Source organism: Alloyangia pacifica (genome assembly GCF_020524285.1).
Lineage (GTDB): Bacteria > Pseudomonadota > Alphaproteobacteria > Rhodobacterales > Rhodobacteraceae > Salipiger > Salipiger pacificus_B.
Genome location: NZ_JAIVKX010000001.1, coordinates 50,928 through 66,759 on the forward strand (window position 1 = coordinate 50,928; position 15,832 = coordinate 66,759).

A 15,832-nucleotide genomic window follows, 5' to 3' on the forward strand; every position below is an offset into this window, starting at 1 on the left:
TGCGGGACTTTTGCCTATCGCCGGCGCGTGCGAAGATCCTATAAGCGCCGCGACATCCGAAGAAGGGGAATCGCAGCGATGACCGCAGAGCTCTCGCCGACCGACATTGCAAAGTTCGTGGCCGCCCGCCGGGCTGCCGATTTCGTCGAGGACGGCATGCGCGTCGGTCTCGGCACCGGCTCCACCGCCGCCTGGCTGGTGAAGTACCTCGGCCGCCGGGTGCGCGACGAGGGGCTGACGATCCGCACCGTGCCGACCTCGACCCGCACCGCCGAACTGGCGCGGCAGGTGGGCATCGAGGTGATCTCGCTCGACGAGGCGGGCTGGCTCGATCTGACCATCGACGGCGCCGACGAGTTCGATCCCGCGCTCAACCTGATCAAGGGCGGCGGCGGCGCGCATCTTCAGGAGAAGATCGTGGCCTCCGCCTCGGACCAGATGATCGTCATCGCCGATGCCGCCAAGGACGTGGCGACGCTGGGGGCCTTCCCGCTGCCGCTGGAAGTGATCCGTTTCGGCGGCGCCTCGACCCGCACGCTGGTCGAACGCGTGCTGGCGGACATGGACGTCGATGGTCGCGAGACCTCGCTGCGCATGGCCGGGGACGCGCCCTTCATCACCGACGAGGGGAACCACGTTCTCGACCTGCACCTGAAGCGGATCGGTGACGTGAAGGCGCTGTCGCTGGCGCTGAACCAGATCCCCGGGGTGGTGGAGAACGGGCTGTTCATCGACATCTGCGACAAGGTGGTGATCGGCTTCGAGGACGGCAAGGCCGAGCTGCGCGACGGCGCGAGCGGCGAGGTCAGCGTGACCGAGGTCGATCTGGCGGAGGCGGCGGGGCTGTAAGGCGCTGCCGGTTGGATTAGGAAGAGGCCGCCCGTCTGGGCGGCCTCTTTCGTTTTGCCCCGCGCTGCTTCCGATTTGTGCACGGGAGCCCAGAGGACGACCGCTCTCACCGCCTGCGGCCTGGCACGCTATCCTGACGCTCTGCCGAACGGGTGATCGCGAGATGCCGGTGCAGACGCGGCCGCCCAGGGGGCGGTCGGCCGCTGGCCGGCGGCGCTGGGCCTTGATTCCGGCCAGATTTCGACCCGAACCGCCGTGCCACCCGGACCCGCCGCCTCTGGCCTTCCGTTGCGGCCTGTGGTCTACCTCCCGCCCGAAAGACTATGAGGCGAGCCATGAGCGATTTTGACTACGATCTTTTTGTCATCGGCGGCGGGTCCGGCGGCGTCCGTGCAGCGCGTGTCGCCGCGGGCGAGGCCGGGGCCAAGGTGGCTCTGGCCGAGGAAGACCGCTACGGCGGCACCTGCGTCATCCGCGGCTGCGTGCCCAAAAAGCTGATGGTCTTCGCCTCGGAATACGGCACCGTGGCCGAGGACGCCAAGGGCTACGGCTGGGATATCGAGGCGGGCAGCTTCGACTGGGGCAACTTCCAGCAGCGGCTGAACGCCGAACTCGACCGGCTCGAGGGCATCTACCGCAACCTGCTGAAGAACTCCGGCGTCACCTCCTACGACGCGCGGGCCAAGGTGAAGGACGCGCATACGGTCGAGCTGTCGACCGGCGAGACGATCACCGCGAAGAACATCCTCATCGCCACCGGCGGCCGCCCGGTGCGCCCCGAGATCCCCAATGCCGAGCTTGGACTGGTGTCGGACGACATCTTCCACCTCGAGACCCTGCCGAAGTCGGTGCTGATCGTCGGTGGCGGCTATATCGCCTGCGAGTTCGCCTGCATCCTCAACGGGCTCGGCGTCGAGGTGACGCAATACTATCGCGGCGCGCAGATCCTGCGCGGCTTCGACGAGCAGGCGCGCGGGCTGATCGCCGAGAGCATGATCGAGAACGGCGTGCACTTGCATTGCGGCACCGACATCGTCGAGATGCGCCGGGCGACCGCCGAGGATCTCGAGGGCAAGTCTTCCGCGGGCGTGCCCATGGGCGCCTCGATGCAGGAGATGCTGGCCGACCATAGCGGCGGCACGCCGGGCGAGGGGCCGATCCTCGTGAAGGGCACCAATGGCGACGTGAAGGTCTACGACCAGGTGTTCTTCGCCACCGGCCGCGCGCCCAACACCGTCGACATGGGGCTGGAAGAGGCGGGCGTGAAGCTGGGCCGCAAGGGCGAGATCGAGGTGGACGCGTTCAGCGCCACCGCGGTTCCCTCAATCCACGCCATCGGCGACGTCACCGACCGGGTGAACCTTACCCCGGTGGCGATCCGCGAGGGCATGGCCTTCGTCGAGACCGTCTTCAAGAACAACCCCACGAAGGTCGATCACGAGCTGATCCCCTCGGCGGTGTTCACCCAGCCGGAATTCGGCACCATCGGCCTGTCGGAAGAGGAGGCCGCCGAGCAGGAGCCGATCGAGGTCTACGCGACCTCCTTCCGGCCGATGCAGACGGCCTTTGCCGGGCGTCCCGACCGTGTGATGATGAAGCTCATAGTCTCGAAGGCGACACGCAAGGTGCTGGGCTGCCACATCGTCGCGCCGAATGCGGGCGAGATGATCCAGCTCGCCGGCATCGCGGTGAAGATGGGCGCGACCAAGGAAGATTTCGATCGTACCGTGGCGGTGCACCCGACCATGGCAGAAGAGATGGTCACCATGCGGAACCCGGTGCGCACCGCTTGAATTCGCGGGCTTAGTGCACAGGTAGGGAGACACGGACAAGTGAGTGAGAGGGAAGGAACCTAATGGCAGGACACGGCGGCGGCCCCTGGGGCGGCGGTGGCAATCAGGGAGGTGGCAGGCCTCCCAGCGGTGGCGGAGGCGGCAACAACGGCGGCCGGCGCCCCGAGGATCCGCAGATCCCCGAGATTGACGAGCTGATGAAGAAGGGCCAGGAGCGGCTGCGCGTGCTGATGGGCGGGCGCGGTGGCGGTGGCAACACCAATGGCACCGGCGGCGGCTCCGGCGGTCCGAAGTTCAACCGCGGCACCGTGGCAATCGCCGCGCTGGCGGCGATCGGCGTCTGGGCCTGGATGAGCTTCTACACCGTGCGCCCCGAGGAACAGTCGGTGGAGCTTTTCCTCGGCAAGTATTCCTCGACCGGCAACCCCGGTCTGAACTTCGCACCTTGGCCCTTCGTGACGCATGAGGTGGTCAACGTGACCTCCGAGCGCACCGAGACCATCGGCAACGGCCGAGATGCGGCGGACAGCCTGATGCTGACCACCGATGCGAACATCGTCGACATCGAGTTCCAGGTGGTCTGGAACATCAACGATCCGGCGAAGCTGCTGTTCAACATCCGCGACCCGCAGCTGACCGTCCAGGCGGTCTCGGAGGCGGTGATGCGCGAGATCATCGCGGCGAGCAACCTCGCGCCGATCCTCAACCGCGACCGCGGCATCATCGCCGACACCGCGCGCGAGCAGATCCAGGCGACGCTCGACGAGTACGAAAGCGGCATCAACATCGTGCGGATCAACCTCGACACGGCCGACCCGCCCCGCGAGGTGATCGACGCCTTCCGCGAGGTGCAGGCCGCCGAGCAGGAGCGCGACCGTCTCGAACGCCAGGCCGACGCCTACGCCAACCGCGTGGTCGCCGAGGCCCGCGGTGAAGCGGCGCAGATCCGCGAGCAGGCCGAGGGCTACCGCGCCCGCGTGGTCAACGAGGCACTGGGTGAAGCCAGCCGCTTCTCGGCCGTGCGCGAGGAATACGCCAAGGCGCCCGAGGTCACCCGCCGCCGTCTCTACCTCGAGACGATGGAGAAGGTCCTGGGCAGCGTCGACAAGACCATCCTCGACGAGGGTCTGACCGGCGAGGGCGGTGTCGTGCCCTACCTGCCGCTGAACGAGCTGAACCGCAGCCGAACCACCACCACCGAGGGAGGCAACTGACATGCGCAAATCGACCTATTTGCTGCCGGTCGTCGTCGTCCTGGCGGTCATCGCGCTCTCGTCGATCTTCGTCGTGGACGAGCGCGAGAAGGCGCTGGTGATGCAGTTCGGCCAGATCAAGTCCGTCAAGGAAGAGCCGGGTCTCGCGTTCAAGATTCCGCTGATCCAGGAAGTGGTGAAATACGACGACCGCATCCTGTCGCTGGACACCGAAACCATCGAGGTCACGCCGTCGGATGACCGCCGTCTCGTGGTGGACGCCTTCGCGCGCTACCGCATCTCCGACGTGGTCCGCTTCCGGCAGGCCGTCGGCGTGGGCGGGCTGCGCACCGCCGAGGACCGCCTGTCGGGCATCCTCAACGCGCAGATCCGCGAAGTGCTGGGTGCCGACCAGGTGACCTCGGACGTGATCCTGTCGACGGATCGCCGCGGGCTGACCAACCGCATCCGTGACCAGGCACGCCAGCAGGCGCTGTCGCTGGGTCTCGACGTTGTGGACGTGCGTCTCAAGCAGACCAACCTGCCGACGCAGAACCTCGACGCGACCTTCGCCCGGATGCGCGCCGAGCGTGAACGCGAGGCCGCCGACGAGATCGCCCGTGGTAACGAGGCCGCGCAGCGCGTGCGCGCGCTGGCCGACCGGACCGTGGTCGAGACGCAATCGGAAGCCAACCGCGATGGCGACATCATCCGCGGTGAGGCCGACGCGGAGCGCAACAGCATCTTCGCCGAGGCCTATGGCGCGGACCCGGAGTTCTTTGCCTTCTACCGGTCGCTTCAGGCCTATGAGACGTCGCTCGCTTCGGGCAGCTCCTCGATGGTCATGACGCCGAACGGCGAGTTCTTCGAGTACTTCACGTCGCAGGGCGAGATCGGCACGGTGCCGCCCGCCGCGAGCCAGGCTGACACGGCCGCCTCGACCGAGAGCTCTACCGGCGCCACGACCGGCACCGCGACCGGCACCGCGACCGAGTGACCGGCACGGACATACTGACGGGGATCGCTTTGGTCCTCGTGATCGAGGGGCTGGTGTACGCACTGGCCCCTTCGCTTGTTGAGCGCATGCTCGAGGCGCTGCGGCAGATGCCGCTGGAGACGCGCCGGACGCTGGGGCTCGTGACCGTCGTGACCGGGGTAGTGCTGCTGTGGATCGCCCGGAGTTTCGGCGGGTAGCGCCGATATTCCCGGGGGAATGCCCCGGCCTGGCAGGCGCCGATTGCATTTCTGCATGGATGGTTTTTCACCGGCCTGTCACATGGGCTTGAAAGCTTGAAACCTTTTCTTTGGTGGCCGCAAAAACCTCCTATGTTACGCTTGTTCATGAGGAGGCAGCCCGCCGTGCGGCCCCGTGCGGCGAGTGCCGAACAAAAGGAGTTCCCTGTGAAACCAGAAAATCTTGCAATGAGAGAGGGGTCGCGCCCGGTGCGCCTGATCTGGCTGGCCACCGTCTCGATGTTCATGATCGTCTCGCAGTCGATCATGGCGCAGGCGCAGAGCGCGCCCTCCAGCTTCTCGTCGCTCGCCGAGCGGGTCAGCCCCTCGGTGGTGAACATCACCACGTCGACCATGGTCGCAGGCCGTACCGGCCCGCAGGGCATCGTGCCCGAGGGCTCGCCCTTCGAGGATTTCTTCCGCGAGTTCCAGAACCCGAACCCCGGCCCCGAAGGCGACCGTCCGCGCCGCTCCTCGGCGCTCGGCTCGGGCTTCGTGGTGTCGGAAGACGGCTACATCGTCACCAACAACCACGTCATCGAGGGCGCGGACGAGATCACCATCGAGTTCTTCTCCGGCAAGGAGCTGGACGCGGAACTGGTGGGCACCGACCCCAACACCGACATCGCCCTGCTGAAGGTCGAGGCCGACGAGCCGCTGCCCTTTGTGAAGTTCGGCAACTCCGACGACTCCAAGGTCGGCGACTGGGTCATGGCCATGGGCAACCCGCTCGGCCAGGGCTTCTCGGTCTCGGCCGGCATCGTCTCAGCCCGCAACCGCGCGCTCTCGGGCACCTATGACGACTACATCCAGACCGACGCGGCGATCAACCGCGGCAACTCGGGTGGCCCGCTGTTCAACATGAACGGCGACGTGATCGGCGTGAACACCGCGATCCTCTCGCCCAACGGCGGCTCGATCGGCATCGGCTTCTCGATGGCGTCGAACGTGGTGACCAAGGTTGTCGACCAGCTCAAGCAATACGGCGAGACCCGCCGCGGCTGGCTCGGCGTGCGCATCCAGGACGTGACCCCGGACATGGCCGAGGCGCTGGGTCTGGAGTCCGCCGAGGGCGCCATGGTCTCGGACGTGCCGGATGGCCCGGCAATGGACGCGGGCATGAAGTCGGGTGACGTGATCGTCTCCTTTGACGGCAAGCCGGTCACCGACACCCGCCAGCTCGTGCGCATCGTCGGCAACACCGAGGTCGGCAAGTCGGTCCGCGTGGTGGTCAACCGCAACGGCAACACCGAGACGCTGCTCGTCACGCTCGGCCGCCGCGAGGAAACCGCTCAGACCGTGCCCGCCTCGCAGGAGCAGGCGACGCCGGAAGCCCCGGAGACCCGCGACCTGATGGGCCTCACGCTGTCGCCGCTCACCGCTGAGCTGCGTGCCGAGCTTGGCCTTGCGGATACCGCCAAGGGCCTGGCCGTCACCGACGTCGATCCCGCCGCGGAAGCCTATGAAAAGGGTCTGCGCGCCGGCGACGTGATCACCGAGGCCGGCCAGGCCGAAGTGCTCAGCATCGAGGACCTCGAAGACAAGGTCACCGAGGCGAAGGACGCCGGCCGCAAGTCGCTGCTGCTGCTGGTGCGCCGCGGCGGTGATCCGCGCTTCGTGGCGCTGAGCATCGAAGACAACTGACCGACGCGGTTCCACAGGACCGACTCATGAAATCGGGGCGGGGGAAACCCTCGCCCCTTTTTCGTGCCCGGCCGGTATCGCTGCCTCCGGCTTTCGTCGGTGTCCTGATGCTCACGTTGGTACCCTGCTGCCTGCGCCGAGGTGAGTATCTACGCCGAGATGACGGGCGTCAGGGCAGCACCCGGCGCAGCCCCGCCTGCACCTTCAGCAGCGCCGGCAGGTAGTCCTGCGCCAGCTCCTCCGGCTCCGCCTGCATCGCCGGAAGCCCGGTGTTCAGCGCCGCCACCACCTTTCCGTGCGCGTTGTAGAGCGGCACGGCAATGGAGCGCAGCCCCATCTCCACCTCCTGGTCGATGATCGCGAAGCCCTGCGCGCGCACCTGCGCGATGCGCGCGGCGATCTCCGCCGGATCGGTCAGCGACCGCGGGGTGCGCGGCGTCAGGTCCGAGCGCTCGAGCAGCGTCCGCATCTCGGCCTCGGGCAGGGCGGCCAGCAGCACCCGGCCCATCGAGGTGCAATGGGCGGGCAGCCGCGAGCCGGGCATCAGGCCGATGCTCATCACCTTTTGCTGTGCCGCGCGGGCGAGGTAGACGATCTCGGTCTCGTCGAGGATCGACACCGAGCTCGACTGGTGGATCTGCTCCGAAAGCTGGTCGAGCCAGGGCTGCACGAGCTGCGGCAGGGGCAGGGCGGCCAGCGCCCCCATGCCGAGCCGCAGGATGCGCGGGGTGAGCTGGAAGAACTTGCCGTCGTAATCGGCGTAGCCCAGCCGGTGCAGCGTCAGCAGGCAGCGCCGGGCCGTGGCGCGGTCGAGGCCGGTGGACTCGGCCACCTGCGCGATCGACAGCCGGGGAGTCTCGGCGCGAAAGCACTCGATCACCTGCAGGCCCTTCGCCAGTGAGGCGATGAAATCGGTCGGTTTGTTCAACATGCGCACGATTTCTCTCGGCATATGAACAAATGTCAATATGCGCACGAAATTCGTGGTTCCTGTTCCGCCCAGGTCATATTTCAGGCGCCGAGGGCGATACGCGCCCCAAGGAGGATTTCATGGACAAGACCATCGCCAGCGCCGCGGAGGCCGTTTCGGCCATTCCCGATGGCGCGACCGTGATGATCGGCGGCTTCGGCGGCTCCGGCGCGCCGATCGAGCTGATCCACGCGCTGATCGACCACGGCGCCAAGGACCTGACCGTCGTCAACAACAACGCGGGCAACGGCCACGTCGGCCTCGCTGCGCTGATCGAACAGAAGAGGGTGAAGAAGCTGATCTGCTCCTTCCCGCGCTCGGCGGACCCGCGGGTCTTCACCGAGGCCTACCTCGCCGGAGAGATCGAGCTTGAGATCGTGCCGCAGGGCACGCTCGCCGAGCGTATCCGGGCAGGTGGCGCGGGCATCCCCGCCTTCTACACCGCCACGAGCTACGGCACCGAGCTGGCCGAGGGCAAGCCGACCGAGGAGTTCGAGGGCAAGCACTACGTCCGCGAGCGCTGGCTCAAGGCCGACTTCGCGCTGATCAAGGCCGAACTGGCCGATCCGCACGGCAACCTGACCTACCGGATGGCGGCGCGCAACTTCAACCCGGTGATGGCCATGGCCGCGACCCACACCATCGCGCAGGCCTCGAAGATCGTCCCGCTGGGCGGCATCGATCCCGAGCACGTCATCACCCCGGGCATCTTCGTCGGCTCGGTGGTCGAGGTGGCGAAGCCCGCACAGGAAGAAGAGCTGAACCGGGCGGAGGCTGTCTACCCATGAGCGATACTGCAAGCGATACCGTGACCGACATCTCTGCCATCAAGCTGAGCAACGCCCAGATCGCCTGGCGCGCGGCGCAGGACATCGAGGACGGCGCCTACGTCAACCTCGGTATCGGCTTCCCCGAGATGGTCGCCAAGTTCCAGCCCGAGGGCAAGCAGGCGATCTTCCACACCGAGAACGGCGTGCTGGACTTCGGCGAGGCGCCGAAGCCGGGCGAAGAGGACTGGGACTGCATCAACGCCGGCAAGAAGGCGATCACCATCAAGCCGGGCACCGCGTTCTTCCACCATGCCGACAGCTTCGCCATGGTGCGCGGCGGCCATCTCGACGTGGCCATCCTCGGCGCCTACGAGATCGCGCAGAACGGTGACCTCGCCAACTGGTCCACCGGCAAGGGCGGCGTGCCGGCCGTCGGCGGCGCGATGGACCTGGTGCAGAGCGCCAAGCGCGTGGCGGTGCTGACCGACCACGTCACCAAGAAGGGCGCTCCCAAGCTGGTGGCAAGCTGCTCGCTGCCGCTGACCGGCGTCGGCTGCGTGACCCGCATCTACACCTCGTTGGCGGTGGTCGACGTGGAGGGCGGCAAGTTCGTCCTGCGCGAGAAGATCCCCGCCATCTCCTTCGACGAGTTGCAGGCCCTGACCGGTGCCCCGCTGCATGTCGAGGGTGAGGTTGGCGACCTCATCTGCCCGGAGCTCTGAGATGACCGAAGCCTATATCTGTTCCTACATCCGCACGCCCATCGGCCGCTTCGGCGGGTCGCTTTCGCAGGTCCGCGCCGATGACCTCGGGGCCATCCCGCTGAAGGCGCTGATGGCCAAGCACGACATCGACTGGTCGGCGGTGGACGAGGTTTACTTCGGCTGCGCCAACCAGGCGGGCGAAGACAACCGCAACGTCGCGCGCATGTCCGCGCTGCTGGCGGGGCTGCCGGTGACCGTGCCGGGCACCACGCTCAACCGCCTCTGCGGCTCGGGCATGGACGCGATCATCGCGGCGGCGCGCGCCATCAAGGCGGGCGAGATCGAGCTTGCGATCGCGGGCGGGGTCGAGAGCATGTCGCGCGCGCCCTTCGTGATGCCGAAGGCCAGCTCGGCCTTCTCGCGCAATGCCGAGATCTACGACACCACCATCGGCTGGCGCTTCGTCAACAAGCTGATGAAGGCGCAATACGGCGTCGATAGCATGCCCGAGACCGGCGAGAACGTGGCCGAGCAGTTCGGCATCTCGCGCGAGGATCAGGACGCCTTCGCGATGCGGTCGCAGGAGAAGGCGGCGGCGGCGCAGGCGAATGGCCGTCTGGCGCAGGAGATCACCCCGGTGACCATCCCGCAGCGCAAGGGCGATCCGCTGGTCGTCGACAGCGACGAGCACCCGCGCCAGACCTCGCTGGAGAAACTGGCGAAGCTGCCGACCCCGTTCCGCGACGGCGGCTCGGTGACGGCGGGCAACGCCTCGGGCGTGAACGACGGCGCCGCGGCGCTGATCGTCGCCTCGGAAGCGGCGGTGAAGGCGCACGGGCTGACCCCGATCGCGCGCATCGTCGGCGGGGCCACGGCGGGCGTCGAGCCGCGCATCATGGGCTTCGGCCCGGCGCCGGCGTCGAAGAAGCTGATGGCCCGTCTCGGCCTGACGCAGGACGCCTTTGACGTGATCGAGCTGAACGAGGCCTTCGCCTCGCAGGGCATCGCCACGCTGCGCGATCTGGGCATTGCCGATGACGACCCGCGGGTGAACCCCAACGGCGGCGCCATCGCGCTCGGCCACCCGCTCGGCATGTCCGGCGCCCGCATCACCGGCACCGCCGCGCTGGAGCTGAAGCCCGGCCAGAAGGCGCTGGCGACCATGTGCATCGGCGTCGGCCAAGGCATCGCGATCGCGCTCGAAGGCGCGTGACCCGACCAGCGCTCGAAGGCGCGTGATGCCCGCTGCGCTCTGAGGCGCTCGGAAGATTTACACGGGGCGGGGGGAAACCTCCGCCCCGTTGCCGTTTGCGGTGCCTGCGTGGGCGGCTTTGCCATCGCGGGAGGCCCCTGCCTCTTGCATCGCCGGGCTTGCATTGCAAAGCTCGGCGCAAGCCGGGCAAAGATCCGGAGAGCAGCCTCAGAAAACGGACCCAGCCATGAAGATCACCGCTTCCCTCGGCGCGGCAGCGCTTGCCCTGACCCCGCTCGCCGCGCTTGCAGACGGCACCTTCGTGCAGATCGAGCAGGCCAATACCACCGCAGGTGCGGTGCTGGCGGTGACCCGCAACCGGCTCAACTACGGCGGCGTGGTCAGCCACTGGGACGGCGGCTACTCGGTGGTCGGCAGCGTGCTCTATGGCTTCGACACGCCTTTCGGTGCGAACTTCAAGGTCGGGCCGGCCCTCGGCGGTGTCTACAACGACGGCGAAGAAGACGAGTACGAGATCGGCGTGCGCGCCTCGCTCGATCGCTGGATGCCGACCGACTGGGGCTCGTTCTATTACCTCGCCGAGGTCAGCAGCATCGACAACAGCTGGTTCCTGCTGGCCTCGTCAGGTTGGGGCGACTCGGGCTTCGGCACCGAGGTTTCGACCGGCGGCAGCGACAGCTACAGCGAGACGACATTGGCGGTGAGCAAGCACTACGACGGGCCGGTGAGCCTGCGCATCGGCTACCGGTTCGAGGCCGCGGAGTATTTCATCGGCTTCTCGGTCAACACCTTCTGATCTTCCGCGGGCTGGTCGCCCCCGAACAGACCGTCCCCGCGCTGACCTTGCAGGGGCAGACCTTCCACGAATGCGGCCGGGCGCTCAGCCCGGCAGGCCGAAGCTGATGCGCCGCGCGATGTCGGCGATCACCGCCGAGGTGCGCGTGCTGACCACGCCGGGCGCATCGCCCTCGGCGTAGAAGCGCACGAAGAGCGCCTCGCGCTGTTCCTCGGTCGGCACCAGCTGCAGGCGCGCGCCATCGGTGGTGGGCGCGATCACATAGGCCTCTAGGTTGCCTACGTCGGGCAGGTGCAGCATGCCGCGGGTCTGCGGCGGGTAGGGCTTGCCGCGCAGCCGCGCGGTGTCGAGCGTCAGCGACGACAGCCAGAGCTCCTGGGTCTCGCCGGCGGCGGTGAAGGTCACCCGCTCGGGCTTGTCGGCCATATGGGTCTCGGATCGGGGCAGCTCGACGCAGGTGAAGCAGGTCACCGACAGGACGATCAGGTTGTAGAGCGTCCAGAACAGGATCACCCATTTGCCGTCGCCGGCGTCGTTCATCGCGAAACGATCGCTGAAGATGCCGAGGAACAGCCCCGCGATGCTCAGGATCAGGGCAATGGCAAAGGGCGCCATCAGCCGCCATTGCACCACCACCTTCGAGCGGTCGCCGCCCTTGGCGGTCACCGAGAACTTGTGGCCCTTGGGCCGGAACAGCCCGGTGTAGGCGGCGCGGGTGATCGGGATGGCGCCGATGAGCTGGCTGACGTCGTGGAACACCGGGATCATCAGCCCGCGCGACAGCAGGTTCATCACCATGGTGACCCAGACGTAGTAGGGGCCGAAATAGACCAGCACGTCGGCGAGCCGTGCGTCGACCACGGTGATCCCGAAGAACCAGTAGAGCAGCGGGAATATGATGGCGGCGATGCGGAACGGAAAGCTGGTGGCCCAGAAGAACACCGAGTCGATGACGCTCCAGCGGTCGCGCAGGCGCAGCTTCGCGTCCGAGAAGGGGCCCACCGAGGAACGGGCGATCTGCATCAGGCCGAGGCACCAGCGGGCGCGCTGGGTGATGTACTCCTTGAGCCCCTCCGGTGCGAGCCCCTCGGTCAGCGGCTCGTTGAGGTAGACGGTGCGCCAGCCCTGGCTCTGCAGGGTGATGGTGAGCATGAAGTCTTCGGTGATGCTCTCGGTCGGGAAACCGCCGATGGCGCGCACCGCGTCGAAGCGGCAGATCGAGGAGGTGCCGCAGCAGATCGCGATGCCCCAGGCATCGCGCGAGGCCTGCATGTGATCGAAGAAGAAGCGCTGCTCGTCCGGGTAGGAGGCGCTGAGCCCGAGGTTGTGCTGGATCGGGTCGGCGTTGAAGAAGTGCTGCGGCGTCTGCACCAGCCCGACGTCCGGGTCGTGGAACAGCGCGAGGCAGCGCGACAGGAATCCCCGGTGCGGCACGAAATCGGCGTCGAGCACCGCGATGAACTGTGGCGGCTGCGGATCCTCGGCCAGCCGGTCGAGCGCATGGTTGATGTTACCCGCCTTCGAGCCCTTGTTGTCCGGGCGGCGCATGTAGCGCACCTTCTGCTCGAGGCAGTAGTCGCGCAGCCAGTCGCGCCGGTTGTCATCGAGGATGATGACTTCCTTGTTCTTGTGGCGCAGCGACTTGGCACCGATGATGGTGCGCTCGAGGATGTCGCGGTCCTCGTTGTAGGTGGCGATCATCACCGCCACCTTGGGCTCGTCGTCGCCCCACCAGTTCGCGTGCGTGTCGACCTCCTCGCTGCGACTGAGCGTCCGCGCGAGGATCACGAAGGCGCTGAGCGAGCCGATCAGCGTGAGCAGTTCGAGCGCGTAGAGCATGTAGCTCAGCGCGGCGTCGAGAGTCAGGCCGAAGGGGGCGAGCGTCTCGGCCCCGCGCCACCAGGCGTAGCGCGCCGCGAAGAAGAAGGCGGCGGCGAAAAGGATGGCGCGGTCGCGGGTCCGCTCGGGGTCCACGACGAAGGGCAGCACCAGCCCGATGCCCGCCACGAGCAGCAGGTAGGCGCCGCTCGAGCCGAGGTCTCCGAGGTGGGGGAAGGGGGCCACCTCAGCCGAACCAGCCGCGGAAGATGTCGAGCGGGCGCCCGTCGAAGAAGGCCCGGCCGGTGCGGCCGATGGCGCAGCCGAGCTCGGAGTCGGCGTTCAGCGAGGGAACCAGCAGGGTCACGTCGTAGCGCTCGAGGTGCTTCTCGCTCGGCGCGACCGCGAGGTTGGCATAGACCGTGCGCGCGCCGCTGCCGGCGAGCCGCCCGACCGTGGCGGGATAGACCCGGGACTGGCCGCTGAAGCGGAAGCTGGCGTCCTGCCCGACGCGCAGCGTGTTGAACACGCGCTCGGTCACCGACAGGGTGACGATGCTCTGGCCGCAGTCCACCAGCCGCAGCAGCGGATCGCCGCGCTGCACGTTGGCGGTGTCGGCCTGCAGGGTCTCCCAGTAGAGCATATCGCTGGAGGGGGTGCGCAGCTCGGCGCGCGACCGCATGCCCTGGACCTGGCGGGCGCGGGTGAGGCGCCGCTCCAGCGCGGCCCGGCGCGCGCTGGTCTCGGACCGCGCGAGCCCTAGGTCGGCGATCTGCGAGTCGAGCTGGATCCGGCGCTGCTCGGAGAAGGGCGCGTCGTTGTAGCCGTCGCCGAGGAAGACGCCGTCCTGCAGCGCGTCGCGCGCGATCTGCAGCGTTTCGACGCGCTCACGGGCATGCGACAGGGCCAGATTGCGGGTGTTCGGCTCGCCGGGGCGGCGGCTGCCCTCGACGGCGACCGCGTCGGCCAGGGCGGTGGCGTCCTCCTGCGCCGCGCCGCTCTCGAGCAGGTCACGCCGGACGCGGGCCTCGGCCAGCTCGGCCTCGAGCTCGGCAAGGCGGGCGTTCGTGAACGTCTCGGTGCGCTGCGCCAGCGCGTCGCGCTCGCGGCTCAGGGCCGAGATCGCCGCCTGGTAGCGGTTGTTTTCGGCGTCCAGCGTTTCAAGCTCGAGCTGCAGATCGTTGAGACGGTCGGTGTCGGCGCGCGCATCGTTGATCGTGGCGAGTAATTCATTGCGCGACAGCCGCGCCCCGAGCGCGTGGTTCTGCAGCTGCAAATCGCCGGCGATCGGGCTGCGCAGCGTCACGACGGGCGCGTTCACCACGGCGTTGGCGCTGGCGGCGGTCATCTGCTCGCCGATGATCACCCAGAGCGTTACGAGAATCGCGGCGATGCCGATGAAAAGTCGGGTGTACTTCATAAACAACTCGCGGTTCTTGGCCTGTGTCTTCGGGCACTACAACTCAGCCACCCGGAAGGATCAAGCCATTGGGGGGCGCAATCTTCTTCCGGTGCGTATGGCAGGCTCTATCGCGCCGCTTTGTGGCTAGAACAGGGCGATCAGCAGGGCCTGTGTTCACGTTTCGCGAGAGCGGCGAGAAGTTGCAGAGTGGCCGGGTAGTAGGATTGCGCGCTGTCGCGCGTCGTCGGCTCCGGCAGCGCCTCGCAGCGTGCGAGCGCGGCGAGAGCGAAATACCCCGCGTAGTCGGATTCGTCGCGCACGCGGCCCGCGGCATCGACACTCACCGCGAGCTTGCCCGCCGTCCCGGCGCTTTCGAGCATATCAAGCACCTGGCGCACCGCCGGGTTGCCGCCGCGGCCGGACCAGCTCAGATAGAGCGGCACCCGCAGCGCATCGTAGCTCGAACGCAGCTCATGCTCCTGCGGCGGCGCAAAGCCCTCGCGCGTCACGTCGATCCAGTCGGGCATCACCGGCTCGCGCGCGAGTTCGGCGAGCACCGTCTCGCCGTGGTCGGCGGCGCGGATCAGTCGCTCGTCTCCGGCGGCGAAGCCCAGTTCGCGCAGGGCGCGGGGCATGATGTAGGAAGGGTTGAAGAGCACCCGCTCGGGCGTCGCCCGGGACTCGGCGCCGGGTTTGAGCAAGAGCTCGCCGGGCGCGCGCGGGTCAGGCGCCAGGCAGAGCGCCGAGATGTCGCGGGCGATGGCCATCGCCTTGTCGTGGTACTCTCCCCAGCCGCTGTCCCGCGCGGCGCGCAGCAGGGCCCAGGCACGGAAGAGATCGCCATCGGTGGCGTTGTGCCAGTCCTTGATATTGTCCCGGCGGCGCGGCACCCATTGCCAGGCCATGAGGGTGTCTCGCCGGATCGCGAGGTTGTGCGAGGTCCAGCTCTCGATGCTGCGGAAGCTTCGTTCGTCGCCATGCGCCTGCGCCAGGAGCAGGCCGTAGCCCTGGCCCTCGGAATGGCTTGTGGCGCTCTGAAGATCGTCCACCACACGCCCGTCCGGCTGGAGAAAGCGGGCGCGCCACAGGCGCCAGCACTGCGTCGCATCGAGCGAGGCGGCCTGGGCGGGGAGACCTGTTGCAAGCAGCGAGCCAATTCCCGCCAGAAGGTGTCGTCTATTCAGGTTTCGCAAATCGATCTTCGGCATGTTTCGGCTTTCGAGGCGCGTATGCACGATAATTACGCGGCAAGTTTGAGGAAGCCAAAGCTTACGCGAGTGTAACTACCCCCTTTCCACCTGTGCGTGAGACTAATCCGCAACGGGTCTTGTCTAGGCAAATTAACGGAATTTGTTCGTACAAATATGATCGCTCTGCGCCTCTTTCCTAAGCGTATCGATTTTGCATGCACTTTTTGTGGGCGATTTTTCCCGTTTCCGGCCCGTGT

Annotated in this window: 14 protein-coding genes; 10 read left to right on the forward strand and 4 right to left on the reverse strand. The window is 67.5% G+C overall.

From position 1 onward, the window contains the following. The first annotated feature begins 78 nt into the window (after positions 1-78). The 6 genes from rpiA (at position 79) to LC039_RS00280 (ending at position 6,712) form a co-directional block, all read left to right on the forward strand. On the forward strand, positions 79-849 hold the full coding sequence (gene rpiA / locus LC039_RS00255; RefSeq protein WP_226621057.1) for a ribose-5-phosphate isomerase RpiA: 771 nt from the start codon (positions 79-81) through the stop codon (positions 847-849). A 335-nt stretch (positions 850-1,184) separates the two neighbouring features. Beyond that, entirely contained in the window at positions 1,185-2,642 is a 1,458-nt protein-coding gene (locus LC039_RS00260) for an FAD-dependent oxidoreductase (RefSeq protein WP_226621058.1), read from the forward strand. A 62-nt stretch (positions 2,643-2,704) separates the two neighbouring features. After that, on the forward strand, positions 2,705-3,856 hold the full coding sequence (gene hflK, locus LC039_RS00265) for an FtsH protease activity modulator HflK (RefSeq protein ID WP_226621059.1): 1,152 nt from the start codon (positions 2,705-2,707) through the stop codon (positions 3,854-3,856). 1 nt (position 3,857) lies between these two features. Continuing rightward, on the forward strand, positions 3,858-4,832 hold the full coding sequence (gene hflC, locus LC039_RS00270) for a protease modulator HflC (RefSeq protein WP_226621060.1): 975 nt from the start codon (positions 3,858-3,860) through the stop codon (positions 4,830-4,832). Then, positions 4,829-5,029: a DUF2065 domain-containing protein gene (locus tag LC039_RS00275; protein WP_226621061.1), complete on the forward strand. Its 201-nt coding sequence runs from the start codon at positions 4,829-4,831 to the stop codon at positions 5,027-5,029. The genes hflC and LC039_RS00275 overlap by 4 nt, the downstream gene beginning before the upstream one ends. A 228-nt stretch (positions 5,030-5,257) precedes the next feature. After that, a complete protein-coding gene (locus LC039_RS00280; protein ID WP_226621062.1) occupies positions 5,258-6,712 on the forward strand; it encodes a DegQ family serine endoprotease in 1,455 nt (484 codons plus the stop codon). Between the two features lie 169 nt (positions 6,713-6,881). Here LC039_RS00280 and LC039_RS00285 read toward each other — a convergent pair whose 3' ends face one another. Beyond that, entirely contained in the window at positions 6,882-7,643 is a 762-nt protein-coding gene (locus LC039_RS00285; RefSeq protein WP_226621063.1) for an IclR family transcriptional regulator, read from the reverse strand. Positions 7,644-7,762: 119 nt separating this feature from the next. On the opposite strand from LC039_RS00285, the gene LC039_RS00290 reads away from it, so the two are divergent. The 4 genes from LC039_RS00290 (at position 7,763) to LC039_RS00305 (ending at position 11,165) form a co-directional block, all read left to right on the forward strand. Continuing rightward, complete coding sequence (locus LC039_RS00290) at positions 7,763-8,470, forward strand: 3-oxoacid CoA-transferase subunit A (RefSeq protein WP_226621064.1); 708 nt, start codon at positions 7,763-7,765, stop codon at positions 8,468-8,470. Beyond that, positions 8,467-9,174 (forward strand): 3-oxoacid CoA-transferase subunit B, encoded by a 708-nt coding sequence (locus tag LC039_RS00295; RefSeq protein WP_264179403.1) that lies wholly within the window; start codon positions 8,467-8,469, stop codon positions 9,172-9,174. The genes LC039_RS00290 and LC039_RS00295 overlap by 4 nt, the downstream gene beginning before the upstream one ends. Position 9,175: 1 nt before the next feature. Then, positions 9,176-10,369: a 3-oxoadipyl-CoA thiolase gene (gene pcaF, locus LC039_RS00300; RefSeq protein WP_226621065.1), complete on the forward strand. Its 1,194-nt coding sequence runs from the start codon at positions 9,176-9,178 to the stop codon at positions 10,367-10,369. Between the two features lie 226 nt (positions 10,370-10,595). After that, complete coding sequence (locus tag LC039_RS00305; RefSeq protein ID WP_226621066.1) at positions 10,596-11,165, forward strand: hypothetical protein; 570 nt, start codon at positions 10,596-10,598, stop codon at positions 11,163-11,165. Positions 11,166-11,249: 84 nt separating this feature from the next. On the opposite strand, the gene LC039_RS00310 is transcribed toward LC039_RS00305, so the two are convergent. The 3 genes from LC039_RS00310 to LC039_RS00320 all read right to left on the reverse strand — a co-directional run bounded on the left by LC039_RS00310 (position 11,250) and on the right by LC039_RS00320 (position 15,593). Continuing rightward, positions 11,250-13,229, reverse strand: coding sequence for a glycosyltransferase (locus LC039_RS00310; protein WP_226621067.1), 1,980 nt, complete (start codon positions 13,227-13,229; stop codon positions 11,250-11,252). Position 13,230: 1 nt separating this feature from the next. Next, entirely contained in the window at positions 13,231-14,403 is a 1,173-nt protein-coding gene (locus LC039_RS00315; protein ID WP_226621068.1) for an HlyD family efflux transporter periplasmic adaptor subunit, read from the reverse strand. A 140-nt stretch (positions 14,404-14,543) separates the two neighbouring features. Continuing rightward, entirely contained in the window at positions 14,544-15,593 is a 1,050-nt protein-coding gene (locus LC039_RS00320) for a glycosyl hydrolase family 8 (RefSeq protein WP_226621069.1), read from the reverse strand. Between the last annotated feature and the right edge of the window lie 239 nt (positions 15,594-15,832).

Coding starts and splice junctions, on each gene's coding strand:
- LC039_RS00305 (WP_226621066.1), top strand. CDS start 10,596: ATGAAGATCACCGCTTCCCTCGGCGCGGCAGCGCTTGCCCTGACCCCG.
- hflK (WP_226621059.1), top strand. CDS start 2,705: ATGGCAGGACACGGCGGCGGCCCCTGGGGCGGCGGTGGCAATCAGGGA.
- LC039_RS00280 (WP_226621062.1), top strand. CDS start 5,258: ATGAGAGAGGGGTCGCGCCCGGTGCGCCTGATCTGGCTGGCCACCGTC.
- rpiA (WP_226621057.1), top strand. CDS start 79: ATGACCGCAGAGCTCTCGCCGACCGACATTGCAAAGTTCGTGGCCGCC.
- hflC (WP_226621060.1), top strand. CDS start 3,858: ATGCGCAAATCGACCTATTTGCTGCCGGTCGTCGTCGTCCTGGCGGTC.
- LC039_RS00260 (WP_226621058.1), top strand. CDS start 1,185: ATGAGCGATTTTGACTACGATCTTTTTGTCATCGGCGGCGGGTCCGGC.
- LC039_RS00285 (WP_226621063.1), bottom strand. CDS start 7,643: ATGTTGAACAAACCGACCGATTTCATCGCCTCACTGGCGAAGGGCCTG.
- LC039_RS00315 (WP_226621068.1), bottom strand. CDS start 14,403: ATGAAGTACACCCGACTTTTCATCGGCATCGCCGCGATTCTCGTAACG.
- LC039_RS00295 (WP_264179403.1), top strand. CDS start 8,467: ATGAGCGATACTGCAAGCGATACCGTGACCGACATCTCTGCCATCAAG.
- pcaF (WP_226621065.1), top strand. CDS start 9,176: ATGACCGAAGCCTATATCTGTTCCTACATCCGCACGCCCATCGGCCGC.
- LC039_RS00290 (WP_226621064.1), top strand. CDS start 7,763: ATGGACAAGACCATCGCCAGCGCCGCGGAGGCCGTTTCGGCCATTCCC.
- LC039_RS00320 (WP_226621069.1), bottom strand. CDS start 15,593: ATGCCGAAGATCGATTTGCGAAACCTGAATAGACGACACCTTCTGGCG.